The sequence below is a fragment of the Paenibacillus sp. F4 genome, from assembly GCF_002894905.1.
GTDB lineage: Bacteria > Bacillota > Bacilli > Paenibacillales > Paenibacillaceae > Paenibacillus > Paenibacillus polymyxa_B.
This window is the reverse complement of sequence record NZ_POVS01000006.1, coordinates 168,387-192,098: the sequence shown is the minus strand read 5'-3', so window position 1 is coordinate 192,098 and position 23,712 is coordinate 168,387. Positions and strand designations below refer to the sequence as shown.

17 protein-coding genes are annotated in these 23,712 nt (G+C 45.5%); 5 read left to right on the top strand and 12 right to left on the bottom strand.

Going from position 1 to position 23,712, the window contains the following annotated elements; genetic code table 11:
* Positions 1 to 97 precede the first annotated feature (97 nt).
* The 7 genes from C1T21_RS03390 to C1T21_RS03360 form a co-directional block, all read right to left on the bottom strand.
* The gene (locus tag C1T21_RS03390) at positions 98 to 832 is read right to left on the bottom strand and encodes an ABC transporter permease (RefSeq protein ID WP_103047212.1); all 735 of its coding nucleotides are present in this window, start codon (positions 830 to 832) and stop codon (positions 98 to 100) included.
* A 28-nt stretch (positions 833 to 860) separates the two neighbouring features.
* Positions 861 to 1,580, bottom strand: coding sequence for an ABC transporter permease (locus tag C1T21_RS03385; protein WP_258012352.1), 720 nt, complete (start codon positions 1,578 to 1,580; stop codon positions 861 to 863).
* The gene (locus tag C1T21_RS03380) at positions 1,564 to 2,493 is read right to left on the bottom strand and encodes an ABC transporter ATP-binding protein (protein ID WP_103047210.1); all 930 of its coding nucleotides are present in this window, start codon (positions 2,491 to 2,493) and stop codon (positions 1,564 to 1,566) included. The genes C1T21_RS03385 and C1T21_RS03380 overlap by 17 nt, the downstream gene beginning before the upstream one ends.
* 173 nt (positions 2,494 to 2,666) lie before the next feature.
* A complete protein-coding gene (locus C1T21_RS03375) occupies positions 2,667 to 3,695 on the bottom strand; it encodes an NADH:flavin oxidoreductase/NADH oxidase (RefSeq protein ID WP_180984541.1) in 1,029 nt (342 codons plus the stop codon).
* Positions 3,696 to 4,014: 319 nt separating this feature from the next.
* Positions 4,015 to 5,319 carry an ABC transporter substrate-binding protein gene (locus C1T21_RS03370; protein ID WP_103047208.1) on the bottom strand — a complete coding sequence of 435 codons (1,305 nt, stop codon included), beginning with the start codon at positions 5,317 to 5,319 and terminating at the stop codon, positions 4,015 to 4,017.
* 106 nt (positions 5,320 to 5,425) lie between these two features.
* Positions 5,426 to 7,072 (bottom strand): response regulator, encoded by a 1,647-nt coding sequence (locus C1T21_RS03365; RefSeq protein ID WP_103047207.1) that lies wholly within the window; start codon positions 7,070 to 7,072, stop codon positions 5,426 to 5,428.
* The gene (locus tag C1T21_RS03360) at positions 7,065 to 8,924 is read right to left on the bottom strand and encodes a cache domain-containing sensor histidine kinase (RefSeq protein ID WP_103047206.1); all 1,860 of its coding nucleotides are present in this window, start codon (positions 8,922 to 8,924) and stop codon (positions 7,065 to 7,067) included. Before C1T21_RS03360 ends, C1T21_RS03365 begins: the two co-directional genes overlap by 8 nt.
* A 122-nt stretch (positions 8,925 to 9,046) precedes the next feature.
* On the opposite strand from C1T21_RS03360, the gene C1T21_RS03355 reads away from it, so the two are divergent.
* Both C1T21_RS03355 and C1T21_RS03350 read left to right on the top strand, forming a co-directional pair.
* Positions 9,047 to 9,943: a carbohydrate ABC transporter permease gene (locus C1T21_RS03355; protein ID WP_103047205.1), complete on the top strand. Its 897-nt coding sequence runs from the start codon at positions 9,047 to 9,049 to the stop codon at positions 9,941 to 9,943.
* Positions 9,943 to 10,773: a carbohydrate ABC transporter permease gene (locus C1T21_RS03350; protein ID WP_013312583.1), complete on the top strand. Its 831-nt coding sequence runs from the start codon at positions 9,943 to 9,945 to the stop codon at positions 10,771 to 10,773. Before C1T21_RS03355 ends, C1T21_RS03350 begins: the two co-directional genes overlap by 1 nt.
* 73 nt (positions 10,774 to 10,846) lie before the next feature.
* Here C1T21_RS03350 and lepB read toward each other — a convergent pair whose 3' ends face one another.
* A complete protein-coding gene (gene lepB, locus C1T21_RS03345; protein WP_103047204.1) occupies positions 10,847 to 11,467 on the bottom strand; it encodes a signal peptidase I in 621 nt (206 codons plus the stop codon).
* A gap of 331 nt (positions 11,468 to 11,798) precedes the next feature.
* Here lepB and C1T21_RS03340 point away from each other — a divergent pair, with 331 nt between their 5' ends.
* The 3 genes from C1T21_RS03340 (at position 11,799) to C1T21_RS03330 (ending at position 15,973) form a co-directional block, all read left to right on the top strand.
* Positions 11,799 to 13,151, top strand: a complete 1,353-nt coding sequence (locus C1T21_RS03340) for a right-handed parallel beta-helix repeat-containing protein (RefSeq protein ID WP_103047203.1) — start codon at positions 11,799 to 11,801, stop codon at positions 13,149 to 13,151.
* A gap of 112 nt (positions 13,152 to 13,263) precedes the next feature.
* A complete protein-coding gene (locus tag C1T21_RS03335) occupies positions 13,264 to 14,796 on the top strand; it encodes an MFS transporter (protein WP_025719365.1) in 1,533 nt (510 codons plus the stop codon).
* Positions 14,797 to 14,845: 49 nt separating this feature from the next.
* Entirely contained in the window at positions 14,846 to 15,973 is a 1,128-nt protein-coding gene (locus tag C1T21_RS03330) for a glycoside hydrolase family 88/105 protein (protein WP_103047202.1), read from the top strand.
* Between the two features lie 78 nt (positions 15,974 to 16,051).
* Here the strand turns inward: C1T21_RS03330 and C1T21_RS03325 are convergent, their stop codons facing one another.
* From C1T21_RS03325 to C1T21_RS03310, 4 genes are all read right to left on the bottom strand, one after another.
* A complete protein-coding gene (locus C1T21_RS03325; protein WP_103047201.1) occupies positions 16,052 to 16,984 on the bottom strand; it encodes a polysaccharide deacetylase family protein in 933 nt (310 codons plus the stop codon).
* Positions 16,985 to 17,180: 196 nt separating this feature from the next.
* Positions 17,181 to 19,139, bottom strand: coding sequence for an acyltransferase family protein (locus tag C1T21_RS03320; RefSeq protein ID WP_103047200.1), 1,959 nt, complete (start codon positions 19,137 to 19,139; stop codon positions 17,181 to 17,183).
* A gap of 274 nt (positions 19,140 to 19,413) precedes the next feature.
* Positions 19,414 to 20,763 carry a sodium-dependent transporter gene (locus C1T21_RS03315; RefSeq protein ID WP_013312591.1) on the bottom strand — a complete coding sequence of 450 codons (1,350 nt, stop codon included), beginning with the start codon at positions 20,761 to 20,763 and terminating at the stop codon, positions 19,414 to 19,416.
* Positions 20,764 to 20,925: 162 nt separating this feature from the next.
* Complete coding sequence (locus C1T21_RS03310; RefSeq protein WP_103047199.1) at positions 20,926 to 23,478, bottom strand: DUF2339 domain-containing protein; 2,553 nt, start codon at positions 23,476 to 23,478, stop codon at positions 20,926 to 20,928.
* Positions 23,479 to 23,712: the final 234 nt, after the last annotated feature.

Here is a 23,712-nt window from a genome sequence, read left to right as displayed (position 1 = left end):
CCGCTTTGAAGAGCGGTCGGCTGTTCAAAGGCGATCTAAAGAGATAGACCGTTTTCCCCTTGAGCAGGGCGGTCTATTTCTTTTTGTTATACTCTACTTATTTTTCTATACGAACATAACTTCGCAACGCTAAAAAAAGTCCCAGCACAAAAATAAAGAAAATACTGATGACCCCTCCAGGAACATACGTGAATGTTCTGCCCATTTGTCCATGGGGAGAAAACAATAACGGCACTGTCCATGGATAAAAGGTATTCCCCGGTGTATTAACCAAAACAAAATTTAAGCACATAACCGTACACATCCCAATAATGGCGGGTACAAATTTTTTCCAACGAATGGCGAAGAACGTGATGATCGGGATGAGCATAGCGTGCATGACAATCATTTTAGCAAATACCCCAAGCTGATACATAACGATTTCAAAGGTTAGCGGTCTGATTGTAATAAACGTACCCAATACTGTAGATAGCACAAATGCCATCAGTAGGCTAACAGCGATGTACATATAAATAACGAGTAGCTTGCTGAAGTAAATCCGAGTTCGGCGAACCGGGTTTGTAAACAGTGCAATATGAGTGTTCTCCTGGTATTCTCTCGCATATATATAGCAGGTCAAAATGTAATAGCTCATATATCCAGTTATTAAATTAATGGAGGATACCAAATCCATAAAGTATTCATTCCATCCATCACGATCCAAGGAAAGTTTAGGATTTATGGCGTAAGTACTAAAAGTCAAAAATACGGTTGCTATTAAAATAAACACACTTAGAAAAAGAATTTTAGTTCCTTTCAGCTTCAAGCACTCTGCTCTAAACAGGTCAAACATAGTAGCCCTCCTCTCAAAAACTCTCCATTTAGTCTTTTCTTTGATATGTCCATATGGATAAAAACAATCCAAGAAGAAAGGTCACGGATAAGCTGAACCATGCTATTGAAACATTGGTAGGTATAGTCGCATTTCTTTCATTAGGAGATAAGAGATAGGGCACAATCCAAGGGTACCATTCACTTTTGTATATAAAATTCAAAAATATTGCAGTACAAACTACGAGTACAACCACCATAATGCTCTTCCAGCGTATAGCAAAAAAAGAGGCGATTGGGATTAACATCGCATGCATCACACACATTTTAGCAAACACTTGGATTTGGTATACCCAGATAGCCATCGTTAAAGGTCGATCTGTAATGGACATGCCTAATAAGGCAGACAAAAACAGAACGAGAAATAAGGATACAATAATAAATCCATAAATAATGATCAATTTACTAAAATAAAATTTAACCCTGGTGACAGGCGTGGTAAACATAAATAGATGCGTGTTTTCCTGATACTCTCTTGCAAAAATATGACCGGTTAATATGTAGTAACTGATAAATCCAGCTGCAACATTGACGAAGAGAACTATGCCCTCGAAATAGTAAGTCCAACCCCGTTTATCAATTGAATATCTGTAAAAAATAGCGCTCGTCGCAAATTCCAACAGCACAACAGCCAGCAATATAATATAGCTCAACAAGAAGGCTTTAGAACTTTTAAGTTTAATGAGTTCTGCTCTAATCACGTCGCACATCCTCTCCCGAAATGAGAGTCAGAAAGTACTCCTCTAGCGTCTGTTTTGAGGTGTGTATCTCATAGACTGAAAACTGATGATCTATTAACTGTCTATTTAACGTGGCTGTATTCTCAATCGGACTATGAATTCTTAGTTGTTGTGGGGATATCACATTAGATTGAAGCTGCTGTCCCATTTGCTCTTGCAGAAACGTTTGTACTGCTTTTGCATCGTTTACTTTTATGTCTGTGTATTGTTCAAATTCTTCCTCCAACTGACTCAAACGATCTTCTGTTAACAGCGTTCCATTATGTATAATCCCGATGTGTGTAGCTAACTGCTGAATTTCACTCAAGATGTGGCTGGAAATAAGAATGGTTTTCCCATTCTCCTCACACAACCGCTTCAATAGCTGACGAATTTCCTTAATTCCAGATGGGTCCAGTCCGTTCGTCGGCTCATCCAATATGAGCAACTCAGGGTCATGAACAAGCGCCCTCGCAATCCCTAATCTTTGCTTCATTCCTAGGGAAAAATCCTTAAACTTCTTCTTGCCGGTATGCTCTAATCCCACAGTAGTTAATGTTCTTTCAATTCTCCCATCATCCTGCACCCCCATGTACATACAGCAAATCCTTAAATTATCGCGTGCACTCAAATTTTCGTATAAACCAGGCGTTTCGATAATTGTACCTATTTTCGAGAAAATAGAAGGATAGTTTTTCTCCAGCCGCTCGCCAAATAAAAAAACCTCCCCACTTGTAGGCTCAATCAGCCTCATCAGCATGCGGATGGTAGTAGTCTTGCCAGCTCCATTTTCACCGAGGAAACCATAGATACTGCCACACTCCACGTGTAAGGATATGTCGTCTACGGCTTTTGACATCCCAAACTGTTTACGGAGCTTTTTCGTTTCAATAATATATTCCACTTTCAAACCTCCTAATCACTAAATAATACAAGTATACAAAATATAACCACTACTACGTGTAAGATTGCTTACACTGTACCATCTGTCCATAAAACAAAACAGGCACCTGACGAAGCGTACACTTCGTTGCAGGTGCCTTGTTTATATATAAACAACGTGGGATTACTTAGGCCTCAGTAGCCACGTTGATATTGTTCAGGTATGGAAGGCTTCTCGCCGCGCAGCGTCACTGCTGCATGAATCGCCCAATATGGATCGCGCAGCAATCCGCGTCCCACAGCGACCAGATCGGCATCCTCGTTGCCGATAACGGACTGCGCTAAGGCTGCGTCATCCAACGAACCGACAGCAATCACCGGGATGTTCAGTGCCTCGCGAATTTGGCGTGCGAACGGCACTTGATAGCCCGGATAGTTGCCCGGCTTTCTGGCGCCAGCAGGGCCTTCCCCGCCCGAGCTAACATGGATCACATCTACGCCTGCAGCCTGATATGCACGGCTCAGCTCAATGGCATGATCCACATCGTACCCACCATCTACGTATTCCACCGCGCTGATGCGTAAGATTAACGGCATACCCGCAGGCATTTGCTTGCGTACAGCCTGAATAACTTCAACACCGAAACGGGATAAATCCTTACCGTACTCGTCGTCCCGCTTGTTCGTAACTGGCGAATGGAATTGGTGAATCAAGTAACCATGTGCCCCGTGCAGTTCAATCGTATCCACGCCTGCTTGAACTGCACGCCGGGTAGCGTCTGCGAATTTTTGCACCATGCTACGGACTTCCTCCGTCGTAAGCGCGCGTGGCTGTTTATAATTCGCATCCGGGTATGCAATGGCCGAAGGAGCCACTGGCTCAGCTGCATCCTCAGCTTTACGGCCCGCGTGAGCAATCTGGATGCCTACCTTGGACCCGTGCGCATGAATGCCGTCAACCAGTTTCTTATAAGCTGGGACATGCTCGTCTGACCAAAGACCCAGATCATAATCTGTAATCCGTCCATCCGGTTCCACGTCCGTCATTTCTATAATAATCAGGCCCGTACCTCCAATAGCCCGACTCAGGTAATGAACATGATGCCAATCATTCGGAATCCCATCCTTGGCTGTCACCGAGTATTGGCACATCGGCGGCATCACCACACGATTCTTTAATTCCAAATCTTTCAGTGTATACGGTGTAAACAACGAGTTCGTCAAAACGTTCATCTCCTTTTTATCTTCGTCACATAAACGAAAATACGCTCCAAGTTAACACGGTCTATTATAGACATAATCGGCATAGTCCAAACGGAATAAAGAGATTCCCTCCAACGGGGGATCTCTCACATTTGCAACTTGCAGTCATTATGTATGTCGTATGTTGTAGATATATTGCACACAATCTATTATCCATAACTCAATAACTTTTTGCAAGTAAATATTTAATTATTATTAAATATTTTTTTATCCATCCCCTCCCCACCTCCTGGCTATAACACAAAAAGACGTCCTTACGGACGCCTCTGCGGAACTAATCTTATTGTGCTGAGCCTAATTGCACCCATGCCTTCTCAATCTCTGCAACCGCCTGATCCTTATTCATGTTACCGCTGATATATGCCTGCATCAGCTCGCCAAATTTTTGGTGGAATGTATCCAGCGAGTAGTTCACAGACAGATCACCGGACTTCGACGTTTTCAAAATACTTTCCATTTCCTTAGGCATTTCCAGATCAGGAAGCGGTGCATCCTTAATTGGAGGAATCACCTTCGCTACCTGGGAGAACCAGTTCTTACCGTATTCCGAAGTGTACAGCCAGTTGAAAAATTCAATCGTTTCCTTCGATACTTCAGAATCCTTGTTGATACGCAGCGCCTGATCCGCACCGGTAATGATGACCGATTGATCCGCTTTGTCACTCACCGGATATCCCATGATGCCAATCTTGAGATCAGGATTAATTTTCTTGATTGCTTCCTCATCCCATGCACCTTTACCCGTCATAAACGCAGCTTTTCCGGATGCAAAATCACTTACTTCCGCATTGCTGTCCCGTTCCAGTGGCTTATCTGTGCCATGTTTCACCGTCAAATCAATGAAGCTAAAGAAGTTGTTGTACAGCACTGGGTAGTCCTTGATTTTTGCTTTGCCTGCGATAAAATCACTAACGAGCTGCTTCGGTTCCACGCCTGCATCCTGTGCGGCAGCATCTACATAGTGTTGGAAGATATGCTTCCATACCCACCACTCTTTATATGCGTTGGCAAATGGAGTAATGCCCTTTGCCTCTAGCTTGGTAACCGCATCCTGCATTTCTGCAATCGTCTTCGGTGGGGAGGTTACCCCAGCCTTGGTAAGCAAATCCTTATTGTAAATCAGCGTAAACAGGTTCCCCTTTACCGGGAGTCCCAGCACTTTGCCGTCACTGGAGCTCATATTCGCTCGAACAGCATCCGTCATGGCTGCTGCCAGCGGCTCATTGGTCAGATCGGCGCTATAATCCGCATACGTGTCGATGTCGCCTCCTGCCGTCGTTTGGAATACATCCGGTGTACTACCTGAGGCTATTTTCGACTTCAGAATCGTGTTGTAGTCTGCCTGCATGATCTCCAGATTGATCTTCACGTTAGGTTTGACCTTCTTATACTCCTCGATATACGCGTTAAAAGCATCGGTATACTCCGGTGAGGCTGTGAACATATTTATTGTAACCGTTTTCAAATCTTCTTTGCCGCCAGCACTTTCTTTTGACGCATCCGTGCCGCCGCTGCTTCCACATCCGCTCAACAAACCGACCGTCAAAAGCAAACTGCCGGATAACGCCATCATCTTCTTTAACATGGATACTCCCCCATTTGTTTGTGATCAACGTCCATGCGCTCATTCTAAAAAATATACTCCAATTTAAAAAGGCAGATTAGTGAAGCGTTAAGGGTAAAAAAGTGGTTTATTGCAGGCTCACGCGATACTCAGACGGTGACACCTGATAATAATTACGAAAAGCCTTACTGAAATAATTTTTATCTTTGTAGCCGAGCATATCCGAGATTTCCTGTATTTTCAGGCTAGAATCGCCCAGCAGCTCCTTCGCCTTGTCCATTCTAACCTTCTGTACATATTCGTGAATACCGTAACCAAACTGCTGTTTGAACAGCTTCATCAGGTATTCCCGACTCAAAAAATAGGTTTCGGCAAAAAACGAAATTTTGATATCCTCAAAATAATAACGGTCGATGTGTCTTTTGATGTCCGTTATGTCAAAGGGCTGGTTCCCCGCTTGAGTATGTTGGACCCCAGCAATGTAAAGCTCCAGCATCCGATTCAATCTCTGACCGTAGTGGACAAAGCTCGTAAAATCAGCAGACAAATCCTCTTCACCCACGTGCTCTGGTTCTTCCAAAGCTCTATCTTGATTCAACATTAACGTAGACGCACCTAACTCAACCGCAGCTTCTCTCAGTAAAAAATGGAACTCCTTCATCATTCGATCCGCATCCTGTAAACGGAAAATAGGGCCTGATGCCAATTGTTTCAGCAGATCGCCCAGCAGTACCTTTGCCCGGTTCGCCTGACCTGTCTGAGCATCCTTTTGGATCGACAACAGTCGCTCCGTCCATGACATTTCCTCTAACGTACCCATTTGCCGTGACACTGTATGAAGAATAGATTCCCCTTCCAGCTTCAACACATCCGTGCTTTGGATGAGCGTCTTGGCATCCATATAAGCAGACGCTAGCTCCAATACATCTGAGCAAAGCTTACCCAATCCGGCAACTACCACCATGCTGAACAGCCCATGCAGGTTCGCCACCGCCTTCTGTGTCACTTGTGCCAATAGTAAGGCCATATGTTCTTCTTGTCCTGAGGCCAGGGTAAAGATCGAAACGACCTCACGCTCCCGTCGCGGATGGGAGAAGCTAAAACAACTCAACCGTTCATCTGACGTCTGAGCTAACACATTGGTCACGGCAAAATCCATCAGGTCGGCATCGCCATGAAAACGCGTCCTGCGAATCTCATCCCTGTTCAGCAGACGCAGCACGATTACCCCAAAGCGATTGCACGGCTGATCCGCTCCGATCAATGGGAGCAACGCCGTATTGGCCTGCCTTTTAAAGCTACCGTCCAAAATGGACAAATATAGCTTCTCTTTCAGCTTCGGCAGTGACATATTCAGCGTAATGTTCTGGCTAATGAACTTGTTTTTGCTTTGCTCTCGGCTTTCCAGAATGTCCACTGCTTTGCGCAGTGCCTGATTCAGATCCTGACGATTGATAGGTTTGAGCAGATAATCCACCACCCGGGATTGAATCGCCTGCCGTGTAAATTCAAAGTCATTGTAGCCGCTAATGACAATCGTCAGCATATGGGGATATGCCTTTTCGATAGCACGTAGAAATTCGATACCGTTCATTTCCGGCATCTTCATATCTACCATCACCACATCGATGTGATGTTGACCTAACAGTTCCATTCCCAGCCTTCCATTCGTTGCCTCATAAATATGCTCGATGCCCAGATTACCCCAGTCTCCAACAATACGAATGGCTTCGCGTAACGGTTCTTCATCGTCAATAATCAATACGTTATACATGGCTGACTCCTCCCCGGGGAATTTGCATTCTCATTTCCGTTCCTGTTTCATCCGTAAGTATGAATAATCCTGCCTGTTCTCCATACAAAAGCTTCAAGCGTGTGTTCAGATTCTTCAAGCCGATATGCTCGCTCTCCCGGTCTTCCCATTTTTCATGAAACGAATCCAGCACCATTTTCAGCTTGTCCTCTGAAATTCCAGGTCCGTTGTCCCTGACTGTAATTGTGGCATTTGTAGAACTCGATTCGGCTGAAATGACGATCAGAATATCGCTTGATACTTTTTCCAACGCATGCTTAATAGCGTTTTCCACCAACGTCTGCACAGATAATCTCGGAATCGGCAGCTCCATCAGCGTTTCTTCCCATACCACTTCGACCCGCAGTCTCGCTCCGAACCTTGCCTTTTGCAGACCTATATACCGTTCAATGTGCTTGAGCTCTTCGCGGGCAACTACGATATCCTTGCCGTTGATGGAATACCGCAACGTTTGGGCCAATGCATCCACCATATCTGCCATGTCGAACATCTCCCGCTTTAATGCTTGTGTGGATATGGCTTGCAGGGCATTGTACAGAAAATGAGGATTAATTTCAGCCTCCAACGCCTTGAGTATGGCGTTCTTTTCGACCAGCTTCATGCGATAGCGCTCATTAATAAGTTCTTCGGTTCTTTGGACCATTTCGTTAAAATGCAGCGACAAATATGCAATCTCGTCATGACCCTTCACAGGAGCTGTTGCACCAAAATCCCCGGTGCTAAACCGCTTCATCTGGGTGGACAGCTTATGTAAAGGTCGGGTAATGGCGTTCGAGGTCAGTGTCACTAATATAATAGACACACCTAAAAATAAAGCCCCGATGGCATAGCTCCAATTCCGTGTTGTCGTAGCTGCTTCATAAATTTGACGGTATGGGATGGGCTTGATGAGCTGCCACCCGTCCTTTTCGCCAGCATCATACACGACCAAATACTCCTGGTTGCCACTGCTATCTGACCACGTTACTCGCCCGCTTCCTCCCTTGCCGATCTGTGTCAACACTCCAGAATCACGCATCCGCTCATATAGCGGAAAGCTGTTCACATAAAAGGGAACCCCTTTAGGGCTCATGAGCATCAATTGGTCCCCTTTGCCCAGTGGAATGTTCTGCATGATTTCGTCCACGGCGCTCGTATTGTAATAAAAGGACAGCACCGCCTGCGGATGGCGGGATGCAATCGACCTCAGCACTCGATGGTATGCCATAAAGCTTGCTTGAGGCGCCACATAACCCATATCAGAGCGGGACCCTACAAAGGATTGAAATGATTCGTTCGTGGTACTAGCCATCGCCTCTTTATACCAAGGGAGCTTGGGAATATCCGTGTTTATTCCTTTGCGCACCGTAATGTTGTACGTCTCCCTGGTAACCACATAGTATTGATGTCGGTCCGCCACGTACAGATAGATCGCTTCCAGATCATTACGTGAATAAAACATACTGCGCAAGTAATTTTCAATGACCATTCTCGAAGCATAGTCCCGGTTCTCATTGGCAATGGCGTTCATGATATCGTTATAACGAAGCTGCGGAAGGGCCAACTGCTGCATTCCCTCCAAATAATCCTCTAAATTCTGATTGACCAGCAGCAGATTATTCGTCGTGCTGGCGATGCTATGGTTAACCGACTCCTTTTCAATCATCTGATAGGAAATAATCGTGAGTGAGCCCACCACCAGAATAATCACCGAGGTAAAAAGAAGAATGAGCTTGTTCACTAATTTTTGCGTGATCCTCCTCCACATGGAGCGAAGAATCGTTCCTACACGCTCTGACATCATGATAACCGCCCCTTTTGAAAGCGTACACATTTTTACCCTCAACTGTTTTCTTAAATCCATTGGTCCGGCCCTAGGGGCTATCCTATACTTTCATTATATCTTAAACAGCTTGGAGCGAAAGATCGGAAAATGTTGAGAAAAAGAGGTGCGTTATGCTGAAAAAAAGGGGAACTCGGGGCGACAAGGGCAGTAAACTGGAATTCGGTTTATTCACACTGCCCGTAATCCTGTGCATTACGATTGCATTTTATATTCCGTTTTTGATGACGATACGCTATTCCCTGACCAAGTGGAACGGCATATCCAAACATCCGAAATTTGTAGGTCTGGATAACTTCAAGCAAATCCTGCTTGGGGACGCCAATTTTGCACATGCAGCCTGGTTTACCGTCAAGTATGCCATTCTGTACATTGTATTGGTGAATGTGCTGGCCATTTTGCTGGCACTCGTTCTCGACATGAAGCTGAAAAGCTCGGCTTGGCTGCGAGCGGCTTTCTTTATCCCTTATATCCTCAGTCTCGTGATTGTCGGCTTTATATGGAAATTCATCTTCATGCAAGGCTTTGAGTCACTGGGACAGAGTACAGGCTGGGGCATCTTCCAGCTAAGCTGGCTGGGTGAGGAAGGGCTCGCGTTTATTTCCATTTTGGCGGTATCGATCTGGCAATCCATTGGCTTTTACATGGTCATTTATATTGCAGGTTTGCAATCTGTGCCAGAGGATCTAAAAGAAGCTGCCATTGTTGATGGCGCGGGGCCAATTCGGAGATTTTTCAGTATTATTCTACCGATGCTCGCACCTTCCATTACGATCTCGGTCTTCATGGCACTGACCAACTCGATCAAAGTGTTTGACGTCATTTTATCTCTGACCGGCGGTGGGCCGGGAGGTACGACATACAGCATTGCGTATGATATTTACCGGGATACGTTCCAGAACAATCTGTATGGCTACGGAACAGCCAAAGCATTGATTTTATTCGTTGCAGTCCTGATCATTACGATTATTCAATTGTCTATTTTCAAACGCAGGGAGGTTGAAGCCTGATGCAACGCAGCCGTACGGGACGTATTTTGCTAGAAGCGGGCATGATTGTATTATCATTGTTATTTTTGTACCCGCTGTTTCTCGCCATTAACAATTCGTTCAAAAGTTTCGCTGAGGTCATGACCGACGTTATTGCGCTGCCCAAGCAGCTTTCGCTGGATAACTACGTATATGTATGGAAATTCATTGACTATCCGCGCCTATTTCTGAATAACACCATTATCACCGTCGTCGGACTGGCAGGTATCGTACTGATATCTTCCATCGCGGCCTACAAGCTGGCAAGAACCAAAAGCAAATGGAGCTCCGTGATTTACATGCTGTGCATTATGCCGATGCTGATCCCATTTCAGTCCATCATGCTCACTGTCTTGCGACTGGCAAAAGACTTAAATCTGGCAGACAGCACTTGGGGACTTGGCTTGCTGTATTGGGGCTTCGGTGCACCGCTGGCCGTGTTTATCTATCACGGCTTCGTGAAAGGTATTCCGGCTGAGATTGACGAAAGCGCCAAAATCGATGGGGCCTCAGGCTTCCGGCTTTTCTTTTCCGTGATTTTTCCCTTGCTGAAATCAGTCACCGCCACCATTGTTATTATCGATGTGATGTGGATTTGGAACGATTTTCTGCTTCCGTTACTCATGGTCAACGGCTCACCCAGCACCAAAACGCTGACGCTGGCCGCCTATACCTTTGTCGGACAGTATACGTCAGACTGGCAATACGCCATGACAGCGATGGTAATGGCTGTTCTGCCTTCGATCATCGTATTTATTTTTCTGCAAAAATACATTGTCAAAGGCGTCGTCGCTGGAGCCGTCAAAGGCTGAGTCAAATATTCGAAGTTTATAAACTAAAAAGCGCCTTAAGTGAGGAATCCCTCCTCTCTTAGGCGCTCTTATATTATTTATGCTTAACCCATTGTGCGCTATCCACCGGCCAAAAAATCACATCCGCACGGCCAACAATATCTTTAATAGAGACAAAGCCAATAGCACGACTATCCCTACTATTATTGCGGTGGTCACCCATCACAAAAATATAACCCTCAGGTACCTTGGAATCGGTTATGGTTCTATTTGGAAAATCAACATTGTTATATAGTTCTCCCTTGGCGTGCGCATCCTGAATAGCTCCCTGAATGTATGACTCCTCTACTTTCTTACCGTTCACATAAAGATTGTCGCCTTGATACCGAATCGTATCGCCAGCCACCCCAATAACACGCTTTATAAAGTCTCTTTGTTCCTTTCTCACATGGAATACAACAACCTCACTCGGCTTGGGATCACGAAAATCGTAAATCACCTTGTTCACGACTACTCGTTCATCTGTCTTGAAATTCGGTTCCATGGACGCTCCCTCAACAATAAATGGCGCAAATAATAGCCAACGTATAATGAACACGAGCACAATGGCTACAATAATGGCCTTAAGCCAATCGATCATCTCATTTTTCACTCGTGGCTGCTTTTCCTGCAATTGTTCGACAGTTGAATCCGTCAAATGATTTCCACTCTCCATGCACTAAACCCACCCTTTCTCACAGTTTTCATTCCTATTATATGTATAATGTTTAAGTATAATCAAATTTTCCCAGTCTGGCAAAATTGCATTTTTAGTTGAAACAAAAGTGTGAACTTTTTTTCACAATATCAAAAAAACAGTAAAAAACTGTTGATGCAAACGTTAACATATATTACACTGTGCATATACTTCTTAGAGCGTTTTGGACTAATGGTAGATCAATCTGTCCCCCCAGGAGGTGTCCTGTTTTTAGTGGAAAGACAGCATGAGTCACTTTTATAGATGCTATCTTCTTTTAAAATATGAGCTCAAATAAGGAGGAAATTACATGTTTAAACGAAATGATCGTCCAAAAACCGGCTTTAACGCTCTAAGACTCGGTGTCTCTTTTGTTTTTGCTTCTTCTTGCCTTATTGGAACCGCTTACGCAGATACGCTATCCAACGACATCCCTTCTTCCGCACTCACAGAAGAGGCAGTCAGTACAACCGACTCAACCACTGTCTCCACAACGTTAGCAGCAGGAGACTTGTATGTGGCGCCAAATGGTAACGTGTCCAATCCGGGTACAATATCCAGTCCTACCACGCTCGAAGCAGCACTTACACAAATTGCTCCTGGTAAAACCATTTACCTGCGCGGTGGTAACTACACTTACTCCTCAACGATTACAATTCAGCGTGAAAATAGCGGCAATAACGGCTCACTCAAAGGGTTGGTCGCTTACGGTAGTGAAAAGCCGGTACTTGATTTCTCTGCTCAAGCCTTTGGTTCAGCCAATCGTGGACTTCAGCTTAACGGAGACTTTTGGCTGGTAAAGGGCCTTGAAGTAAAGGGTGCCGGAGATAATGGTATCTATATCGGCGGCAGCAATAACCGAATCGAAAACGTGGAAACCCACCACAACCGGGATACTGGACTTCAGCTTGGACGTTACTCCCCTAACGCTTCCACTAGTGAGTGGCCTTCGAACAATTTGATTTTGAATTCTTACTCTCACGATAACGCTGATCCCGATAATGGTGAAGATGCCGATGGCTTCGCTGCCAAATTGACTGTGGGATCAGGCAATGTGTTTGATAACTGCTTGGCTGCGTACAACGTAGACGATGGCTGGGATTTGTATAGCAAAACCGAAACGGGTCCCATCGGCGAAGTAACCATTTTGAACAGTGTGGCCCACCACAACGGGCAGACCGCAGATGGAACGTCTACCGCGAACAGCGACGGCAACGGATTTAAGCTGGGTGGAGACAAAATCAAAGTCAACCATATTGTGAAAAACAGTATTGCTTTCCAGAACAAAAAACACGGCTTCACCTACAATAGCAACCCCGGCAGCATTACGTTGACCAATAATACCTCGTGGGACAATGGACAAAGTAATTTTGCTTTTGACAAGGGTGATCACGTGTTCATTAACAATCTTTCTTTTGAAGGAACAGCAAGTGATAAAACAAGCGGTACAGATCAGGACGACTCTAGCGTTTGGTGGAAAAACAAGAAATCGACGAATGCCAAAGGTCTGGTAGTCAGTGCAGACGACTTTGTTAGCCTCACGCCTTCTATCACTCGAAGTGCAGACGGTTCCATCCAGCTCGGTGATTTCCTTAAGCTGGCCAAAGGAAGCGATCTGATCGGCTCGGGTACTCCGAGCGGAAAAAATATAGGGGCACGTTAAAAGCCCCGCCTAATCAGGACGCCCTGGCCCATCTACCAACTTAGACAATTCTGCATAATATAGCGACCGGTGATTGTCCTCATAACCAGACAAAATATGAGGTGAACAGATCATGGAACGAAGAATCACACTGAAACATACACTCGCCTATGGAAGCGGCAACATGCTGGGAAGTGGCGCACTTGCGATTAGCGGTGCATGGTTAATGTACTTTTATACAACCTTTTGCGGACTGTCTCCCGTTCAGGCCGCGGCCATTTTCTCTGTTGCTAGCATCATAGATGCAGTCAGCAATCCGGTCATGGGCTTTATCAGCGATAACTTTCACCGGACCCGCTTGGGCCGTAAATTCGGCAGACGACGCTTTTTCATCATGATGGGTATCCCGCTGATGCTCGTGTATCCGATGCTTTGGGTAGATGGGTTGGGCTTCTGGTATTACCTGAGTACGTACGTGCTGTTTGAACTGGTATATACCTCTGTCATGGTGCCGTATGAAGCACTAGCGTCAGAGATGACCCGCGACTTCGGCGCACGCTCCAGATTAACCGGATGGAAGGCCATGTTTGGCAAAATTGCCAATTTTGCCGCTGCTTTTATCCCTGGTCGCTTTATTGCCGAGTATGGCAAAGACTCTCCATTGCCTTTCTTTTATACCGGTCTCGTTTTTGCAGCTATTCTGCTGATTGCGATGGCATTCTTGTACAAAAACTCCTGGGAACGTCCAAGTGAGGAACTGCAAAAGGAACTGGAAGGTGAAGCTCCGCTTTCCTTTATAGATTCGATGAAAAAGTTGTTTGTCGACATTTCCTCTACCTTCCGGGTCAAGACGTTCCGTCATCATCTCGGGATGTACCTGGGCGGCTTTTCAGCTGAGTGGCTATTTACTTCTGCTTTTACGTACTTTATTGTCTTCTCCTTGTTCCAAAGCTCGGAGATGGTATCCAATTTGAATAGCTTTAACTCTGTCATTCAATTGATTTCCACCTATTTCTTCATCCAATTCTGTGTGCGTAAAGGGTTCCGTATGCCTTTCATCGCCGCACTCGTTGTCGTTTGCTTTAGCGTAGCAGGTTATGGCCTGCTCTATATAACGGGAGCCTCTAATACGATGGTATGGCTATATGTCATCACCCTGTTCATGGGGCTTGGTACTGGGGGCGTCTACTACATCCCTTGGAATCAATACACGTTCCTTGCCGATGTGGATGAAGCGTTGACCGGCCGTCGCCGGGAAGGTATTTATGCAGGTATGATGACTTTTGCCGGGAAAATGGTGCGGGCCGTTGTCGTCTTCATTCTCGGCTGGGTGTTACAGCATTTTGGCTTTGTATCCGGGGCTGATAGTCAGCCAGTCGCTGCTCAGCACGCCATCTTTTATGTGCTCGTGGTCGGTACCATCGTTCTCGCGATCATCGGTATGATTGCTTCTGTCGTGATGAAGCTGGATATTGACAGCCACAAGAAGCTAATCGCCGAAATTGACCGCCTCAAAAACGGTGGCTCCATGAAATCAGCCAAACCGGAAGCACGAAAGGTATTCGAGGAACTGACAGGTTTCCATTACGATCGGTGCTGGGGCAACAATAATGTGGGCTTCAAGAACAAACCCGTTGACCCTAAGACACACACTCCGTCTATGTAACAACAATAACAATTACAGATTAAACATTTACTAAAGAGGTGACTGTATCATGGCAAATCCAACATCACAACCAACCACCAGTCCTACAAAAACAGATTCTTGGGCTGTACGTATGAGCGATTCCGTTCTACAACGGAGTCCGGAATTTTATGAAAAATGGGAATATGACCACGGCGTCATTTACAGAGGTCTGGAATGGGTTGGCGAACTGACAGGCGACCCCAAGTATATGGAATTTATAAAAAAACATATGGATCATTTTGTTGACGAAAATGGCGTAATTCAGCGCTATAAAGTAGATGAGTACAATATTGACCACGTGAATAACGGCAAGCTACTCTTCTCTCTGTATCGTGCCACAGGAGATGAACGATATAAAAAGGCAGCCTACCAATTACGCAGTCAGCTGGAAAAACACCCGCGCACAAGCGAGGGCGCATTCTGGCATAAGCAAATTTATCCGTATCAAATTTGGCTCGACGGCTTATACATGGGTGCCCCGTTCTACGCTGAATTTATCCGTGAATTCGGAGATCCGTCAGAGTTTGACGATGTGACCCTGCAATTCAAGCTCTGCTACGAACATACACGTGATCCTGAAACAGGCCTGCTCTACCATGCTTGGGATGAGAAGGGTGAGCAGCATTGGTGCAACCCGGAAACAGGCTGCTCTAAGAACTTTTGGGGACGCTCGATGGGTTGGTTCGTTATGGCACTCGTTGACGTGCTGGACTATATTCCAGAGGATCATGCAGACCGTCCCGTCCTGATCGATATGCTGACGGAAACACTGGAAGCCCTGCTGAAAGTGCGTGATAAAGAAAGTGGAGTCTTTTATCAAGTGCTCAACCTGGGCCATGTGAAAGGCAACTATCTGGAGGCCTCTGCTTCCTGCATGATTCTTTATGCTATTGCCAAGGGCGTTCGTAAAGGCTATCTGCCGGAGCAATATCGTCAAGAGGCAGAAATCATCCGTAAGGGAATTATCGATGAATTTATCACGATTACTGAAGAAGGACTCGTGAATCTGAACAAAACGGTGCAAGTAAGCGGTTTGGGTGGTAAAGATCGTCGGGATGGTACCTTCGCTTACTATATCAGCGAGCCGATTATAACCAACGATCCCAAAGGTATCGGAGCTTTCATTCAGGCGATGGGTGAAGCAGAACGCATCTAAAACACGCGAACGATATACCTTAATAGCAAAAAGGACGGTGGCCATCAGCCCCGTCCTTTTCTTACATATAAACATATCTTACTTCATAACCTTAAACTCATATCCCTGCTTCTTTAAATACTCTATGATTTGCGGCAAGGCTTTTGCAGTTTCTTCTTTACCATAGGTGTCATGCATGAGTATGATGGCTTTTTCTCGACCTTTCACTGATCTCATAAATTGGTTGATTAGTGCGGGTGCTTTCTTGGATTTTCCCTCTGCATCCTTCGTTAATACATTCCAATCTACCTGATGGTAATCCTTTTGAAGTAAAACTTTATCCAAAGCAGCCATCCCCTGTGGATCTCTTCTATTCCATGTCATGTGGCCCCCCGGAAACCGGATCATTCTTGTGGTGAATTCTGGCCCCAGAATACTTTTTAACACCTTATTGTTCCTCTCAATATCCTGCATAACATGGTCCGTGCTTACCCGCCTGTTAGGATATAAATACTTATAATTATGAGAGTACGTGTGGTTTCCTATCGCATGACCTTCTTTAACAATTCTTTTGATAATGTTTCTGGTATGTTCATTTTCATCGGCTTCTTTTCCTACGATAAAAAAGGTTGCCTTGACCTTCTGTTTTTTCAGAATGTCTAATATTTTAGGTGTTACCGTCACGGATGGACCATCATCAAAGGATAAGTAGGCCACTTTTTTACCATCGGCTCCATCGGGCATCTGCCCTAGCATTTGCTGCTTTAAATATTTTTCGACAAAGGCACCATCTTCTACTTCGGGGTCGCTTTTTGGAGAGACCGCTTTACCTTTTGATGAGTCCTTGGATACGGAATCTGTTTTTTTAGCAAGCTCCTGTGTTGGCGCATGTGTTTTGTTATCTGAGACCTTCATTGCAATGAAAGTAATACAACCTGCCACAAATAATATAATAGCAATCCAAATGAGTCTTTTTCTGTTCCTCTTCAAGCGGTGCTCCATTGTCCTACTATGTGAATAGCCCTTTTCCATTAGCTTATGTACCTCCATACTAAAATAAGAAAAACCACCGGATCAGGGTTGAGGTACACACCTTAGAATAGACATTGGAAAAACCCTTAGGTTTAGCCGATGAAAATTTAGGGATGCACTTCAACCAGAGGACAACCTACTCCCGGTGGCTTTCTTGTCTTGCATTTGCATAATTTATGAGTATCATTGCAGTTTATTACGTTTGCTTCGTTAGGGCCTGAGCCAACAAGGACGCATAAGCTTTAGCACCACTAGGTTTTAAATGTACTCCGTCATGCTCGAAATATGAATTTTTACCAGAGCTGGCTGCATACCAGTCAATCATTGTAATTCGCGGGTCCTGGGACGCTGCTTCGGCAAGATGCTTGTTCACAATACTCTCCCACGGCCGAGGCACACGGGTATTCACGAGTATAATACGCTTCGTATCCTTCAGACTGGCGAGCAAATTTGCTAACTGATCCTTGGTGAAAGCGCCGTTCGTACCCAGCTCAATAATAACCGTCTTACCCAACTGTCCGTTCTGTCTTAGCTGCTCCAGTACGGCAGGCGCCTCCGCCATCTGACGGCCGATTCGCCCATCTACAACAGCTCCCGGGAAGGATTCCTGAATGTACGACTGTACATCCAACATGACAGAGTCTCCAATGGCGGTAACACTCGAGCCATCACCTGTCTTAGGCGTAGCTTCTTTGGGTTTGTCTGAAGGTTCCGACGGTTTCGTAACATCGTCCGTAGTACCAGCCTGGACCGCCGTATTCTTAGGCGTCTGGGTTTGAGACGGGACTGGGGTCTGCGCCTTGCTGCCCTCGGACCCTTGGAGCTTGGTGGCTTGGGGCTCCTTGGAAGCCACGGATACCGTTCCGTGAAGCGGCGGCATCGCCTTTGCCTTTGCGACTGGCTTCTCATCACTTGATGCCGCCTGAATAGTTGCATCAGGAGAAGCCACGTACAGGTGGACGGTACCCACGAGAATACCTACAGACAGCACAGCCGCTGTAGTTGTAGGCATCCATCTCCACCGCGCCTGTCTACGAACCGCAGAACGGATTCCTGTGATCCAGTGGCGGAATCCTCCATGGCGGATCGGCTCCTCAATATATTTAAACGAGAGAGACGCCAGCAATACGGTAGCTACCAATTGTAAAATGATACGCAGCACATGCACGCCATCGGTATCTACCTGAGGCGTCGTTAGCGTGATAACCGGAACATGCCACAGATACAGTCCGTAGGAACGGGCTCCAATCCAACGTAGCGGCTTGATTCCAAGCAGACGGCCAAGGTGGCTTACCGGATGTGCCAACGCTGCGACCACAATAGCAGTGACTAAAGCTATGCCCAGCAGGCCGCCCCGGTACAGAGATGGGTCATATTCATTCGAGGCCCACGCCCAGTGACAAAGCAACAGCAAGCTTATTGCACCGATGCTGTCCAGAAGCATACGCGCCTTAGCAGAAGCTTGCTCTTTCAGCTTGCCGCTTGGCCACACCAAGGCCAGCGCTGCACCAATCAGTAAAGCAAATCCACGCGTATCCGTGCCATAATACACCCGGCTCGGGTCGCTTCCCGGTACGTAAATCACGGCCATCAGGAGCGCAGATATTAACGCCAGACAAGTTACCCAGCCTGCGAGCACAATACGCTTGGGCATGAATTTTAGCCCGAGCGCCAGCAGTAAGGGCCACAGGATATAAAACTGCTCCTCCACCGCCAGCGACCACAGATGCCCAAGCGGAGAAGGTGGGCCGAAACTTTCAAAATACGAAACCTGATGGAAAATAAACCACCAATTGCTCATATACACTAATGCAGCAGGTACATCTCCGCGCAAGGCCGTTAGCCGTGACGGATCGAAAAGCAACGAGCACAGGACAATGACAGCCACAACCGTCAACATGGCAGGCAGCAACCTTCTGGCACGACGCAACCAGAAATCTTTCATTTTAAAACTATGATATGTATCCCACTGACTAACCAAAATATCTGTAATCAGATACCCCGACAAAGTAAAAAACACACCTACACCCAACAAACCACCCGGCAACCAATCTGGATTCAGATGATACACAATGACTGCGATGACCGCCAGCGCTCTTAAACCATCCAAACCTGGCATATAACGACGTTGTGACGACAACCGATTAGACTTCATTTCAGCCGCCGTCCTTCTTGCAAATTCAAGCTCCCTGTCTGTTTCAATGCTCTTCTGCCCTTTCCCTCTCCTGCACATCGTCTGCGATGCCCTGTAGCCTTTTCATTCATTATATAAAACTTCATAATCGTAATGATTTCAATGAAGTTAAAATTAATGACAATGTTTTTATTATATCATTCCTTTCCACAGTTAGGTAACCACTGATAGATATACAAAAAAAGGCATCTCTTCCCTTAGGAAGAAAATGCCTTTTTATTAGTATTCTATTCTCTTAAAATTTGATGATACCTGAGGTATGAAGGAAGACCAACAACATCAGGATCGGTGCAACATACCGAAGACCGAATAACCATACATTGAACCAGAAGGGTTTGATGTTCGCATGCTCAGCCGCAGTCTTCCAGTAATAACCTGTGAATATAACAATCAACAAACCGCCTAACGGTAAGAAGATGTTCGACGCCGTGAAGTCTACGAAATCAAAGAATGATTTATCCCCCACTTTCAATTCCGGCACCAGGCCCATGGACAATGCAGAAGGGACGCCCAGCATCAAGCACAGAACCGATACGACAATAACGGAGCGAACCCGGCTCCAACGCATACGCTCCATGACATAGGCTACTGGAACTTCCAGCAAGGATACCATAGAACCTAACGCAGCAACCGCCAGCAGTACGAAGAACAAACCGCCGAAGAATGCACCAAAAGGCATTGCCGAGAAAGCAGCCGGTAAAGCAATGAAAACCAGCGATGGTCCTTGAGCTGGGTTAATTCCGAAGGAGAAGGTTGTAGGGAAAATAATCATACCTGCGATAAACGCATAGATTAAATCTCCGCCACCAACTGCCAGCATGGCTCCACCCAGCGATTGACGGCGATCTACGTACGCACCGTACGTGATCATAATTCCCATCCCCAGTGAGAGTGAGAAGAAGGCATGTCCCAAAGCAACCAATGCAGACTCTATACTTAGCTTAGAGAAGTCGGGATTCAGAAAGAAGGATACGCCTGCACCAGAGCCTGGCAGCATAAGAGCGTTAATCATCAACACGAGCAACAGGATAACCTTGGCAGGAATCAAAATTTTATTGAACTTTTCAATCCCGTTCGATACCCCAAGAGTAACCACGACTGCTGTAAATGCAAAAACAACTAACAGCCAAACCAACGGCGCATAGCCGGAGGAAAAAGAAGCGAACTGTCCAGCAAAATCATTATTTGAAAACAGATTTCCGCTAAATGCCTCTACGGCATAATGCAGTGTCCAGCCTCCTACAATGGCATAGAACGACAAGATAACAAACGGCACGATAACAAACATGATGCTCATCTTGCCCCAAATCGGATGACCGCCTACTTTTACCATTGCAGAAGCAGCACTTCCTCGACCTGCACGACCAAGCGCAAGCTCTGCTAAAAGTACAGGCAAACCAACAAGCAACAGGCAGACAATAAACAATAAGAAAAATGCAGCTCCGCCATATTGTCCTGTAATATACGGAAATTTCCATATGTTACCTAGTCCTGCCGCACTCCCGATCGCCGCCAATATAAATCCAGCAGACGAGAAGCGTTCATTTTTATCAGACAGGCTATTCTGCCCCTTGCTCAAATTCATTATATCCCCCTCATTCTCTCTACTTACGCATAAACATGAGCATGCGTACATAAATAATTTTTACTCATTATAGCGTAAGTAGGATGTAAGGTCATGCATAATTTTTCACTATTACCGGATTTATTTTCATAATGTTCCGTATCTACAAAATACAACAGAAAACTACATGTTTTCTTCAACATCCTTCTTTATTATGGTCTCTCCCATGCGATTAGATACTTTTTGATAAATATACGAAATCGCCAACAGTACAACACCAAAAGAGAAGTAGGCTACAATCGTGCTCCCCGTCGTTAACAGGTGCAGATCATACAACAGCAGCTTACCTGTCGACAGCAAGGTCAAACCCAATCCAAATCTGCGAATGTAGACCACTCGCTTGAGGAAGCCATATACAATATACAAAATGGCTAGTAGCAAATACACCAGACTGAACACAAGACCAGCATCTCCCAGACGGAACTGAACTCCGAGAAAGGCGGTTAGGATGCCCAGCAAATATACACCCATAATGACCGGATACAACTCATTACTTCTATAATGTCGGGTCATCAGTGCGTTCAGGAAATCCCTGCTGCTGAAGAATACCAGCACATTAAAGGCTGCGAGTACTACCAACGCCACATAATCAGCAGCCGTATTTTGCGCATAATTTTCATGCAAGGTTGGAACCGTTACGGTGACCACCAGTGCCAGCGCGTAGCCTATGACGTACAACGCCAAGCTGTAGTATTTAATCACCCGATCATACAGCAACCTCACCTTAGGCAGGAAATAAGCCAACACCAGCGATACGCAGGTATACAACAATACTTTGTACAAGGTGTAATGAGCAAACTCGTCAGATAAGACGATGTTATACCAATGCCCTGCTTCATACAAAAGGTAGAAATACACGTTCACCAAAGCTACATATTTAAATCCTTGCATGATATGCATTTCGTACAACCGATTGTTTTTGAAAGCATTCGGACGGCTAAATTCAATCGCATAGAAGACGGTAACGATCAACATTCCCAGTGTAATGAGCGTATATTTGAGTCCAAAATAGTCTGTCTCAAATCCTGACAACAGATATATAGGGAAATCGACGAAAAAGAATGCGCCCAGACACAGTAATAAAATGCCCCAGCCAGCTCGTTCCAATTCCTTCAACCGGTAACGGTGACCATATAATGTAAGAAGAACCGCTTCGATCAACCAGCCCATGGATAACCATCTAACTCCAAACTGGAACGGAATCATGAGGATGGCAAAGGTCAATGAAGTCGCATAAAATAATATTTTGGTTTGTTTCTCCTCTGGAATATATCGACGGACCCATTGTCCCAGACCCCCGTACACCAAGCAAAAGACCAGAGCCAGCAAGCCTTTATAATCATCCAGGCCTGCATCGCCGAATAGAGAATACAGAACGGAACAGCTCACGACTGTATTCAGAGCCAATAGGGAGAAATCCAGCCATGACAGTTTTGTTTTTAAACGGAACGGCACCCACAGTGTCATTCCGAGGTACATCGCAAATGTAATGACTGCATACAGCATGCTCGCTACGGCGCTTTCCGATAACCACACCAGCACAATCATCAAGGGCGTATTAAGCAAAAAGCTGATATATTGCACGACGACCCACCGTTTGCGGAAGGATACAAGCAGAATCAGCAGGTTTAACAGGAACAAATAGCCCATGGCGATATACACGGCGTTCCCTTCCAGCCCGTTGGCTGCCATATAGGAAAAGAGCGGAAGATATCCCCCTACTAAACCGAAAGAGCATATCGTTCGGGATTCATACCTTAATGACAGTAGCACAGCAGTCACCGTAACTAGTACGGACAAGCCTATGCCTGTATACATTCCTATGATTTCTAACAAAAAGTAGCTGTAAAAAATCGATCCGTACAGTACAGAAATACCGCCGCCCAAAATACCGAGCGCAAAGGTCTGCTTCTGCTTGCGGTACAACCATTCGCCGCCTCCTAGCATCAGCGCTCCTAGCAGAAAGAAGGCCACACCCTTCATATTTCCTGTAAACCAGTTCGAGTATGAGTATTTAAAAGCGGCTCCCACACCCAATATAATGAGCAAAATCCCCAGCTTGTTGATCCAGTTCAAGCCTAGCTTCATTTCAAACTGATTTTGCTTCATTCGCTTTTGCAGCGTTTCTTCGCTGATCTCTTCTTCTCCGAGCTGCTGGAATTCGCTTGCCGTCTGATGAAGCAATTTGCGCTCGGCCTCCTGAAACCGCACGCGTTGCTCCATGATCCGGTCACGAATCTCCTCTGAAAACAGTCGCAGTCTGGCGACGATCTCGTCCTGATCTTCTTTAAGCTCATGCGTAGTTTGCTGAATAAGCTGGTCCACCCGGTTTTTAGCCCCATATTCAAAGGATGTCAGCCGATTTTCCCCTTCTTTAGTTCTGGAGGCAAAATAGGTCTCCAGCTTTTCACGCGAAATGCGGATCATATTCGCCTTTTCACTCAACATTTGCTCCGTCAGCGCAGTGCGCAGCTTTCCATTTTCCTGCTCAATATTTCGTACTCGCTCTTCCAAGTGAATGCAGCGAGCCTGATAATCCTCGAACTTTTTTCGCAGAACCTCATTCTCCAGAATGATATCTGAGGCTTCATAGTCCGCGATTAATGTTTGATACTCCTTGAGCAGCTTGTTCTGTTCTTGGCGGATCGTATGTAAACGATCTTTAAAATCCTCCATGTTCTCCTCCATCGCTGTCCATTTTGGTAATCATTACATTTTACATGAAATTAAAAAGTCATTATAGAGACTATAGCCCATTTTGGGCGTTAAATTGGGGCTTTTACTTAAATATTCTTCCAGTTTTATGAGCGCAGATGAAGTAGGATGGATATACATATGAAATAAAGCCTACCTCTTCCCTTCGCAAACATGAAACCCAAATTGAAAGGAGATATATATGTATTCAGTAAG

Coding starts and splice junctions, on each gene's coding strand:
- C1T21_RS03350 (WP_013312583.1), top strand. CDS start 9,943: ATGCAACGCAGCCGTACGGGACGTATTTTGCTAGAAGCGGGCATGATT.
- C1T21_RS03325 (WP_103047201.1), bottom strand. CDS start 16,984: ATGGAAAAGGGCTATTCACATAGTAGGACAATGGAGCACCGCTTGAAG.
- C1T21_RS03355 (WP_103047205.1), top strand. CDS start 9,047: ATGCTGAAAAAAAGGGGAACTCGGGGCGACAAGGGCAGTAAACTGGAA.
- C1T21_RS03365 (WP_103047207.1), bottom strand. CDS start 7,072: ATGTATAACGTATTGATTATTGACGATGAAGAACCGTTACGCGAAGCC.
- C1T21_RS03315 (WP_013312591.1), bottom strand. CDS start 20,763: ATGAATTTGAGCAAGGGGCAGAATAGCCTGTCTGATAAAAATGAACGC.
- C1T21_RS03330 (WP_103047202.1), top strand. CDS start 14,846: ATGGCAAATCCAACATCACAACCAACCACCAGTCCTACAAAAACAGAT.
- lepB (WP_103047204.1), bottom strand. CDS start 11,467: ATGGAGAGTGGAAATCATTTGACGGATTCAACTGTCGAACAATTGCAG.
- C1T21_RS03370 (WP_103047208.1), bottom strand. CDS start 5,319: ATGTTAAAGAAGATGATGGCGTTATCCGGCAGTTTGCTTTTGACGGTC.
- C1T21_RS03390 (WP_103047212.1), bottom strand. CDS start 832: ATGTTTGACCTGTTTAGAGCAGAGTGCTTGAAGCTGAAAGGAACTAAA.
- C1T21_RS03310 (WP_103047199.1), bottom strand. CDS start 23,478: ATGGAGGATTTTAAAGATCGTTTACATACGATCCGCCAAGAACAGAAC.
- C1T21_RS03335 (WP_025719365.1), top strand. CDS start 13,264: ATGGAACGAAGAATCACACTGAAACATACACTCGCCTATGGAAGCGGC.
- C1T21_RS03385 (WP_258012352.1), bottom strand. CDS start 1,580: ATGTGCGACGTGATTAGAGCAGAACTCATTAAACTTAAAAGTTCTAAA.
- C1T21_RS03320 (WP_103047200.1), bottom strand. CDS start 19,139: ATGAAGTCTAATCGGTTGTCGTCACAACGTCGTTATATGCCAGGTTTG.
- C1T21_RS03340 (WP_103047203.1), top strand. CDS start 11,799: ATGTTTAAACGAAATGATCGTCCAAAAACCGGCTTTAACGCTCTAAGA.
- C1T21_RS03360 (WP_103047206.1), bottom strand. CDS start 8,924: ATGTGTACGCTTTCAAAAGGGGCGGTTATCATGATGTCAGAGCGTGTA.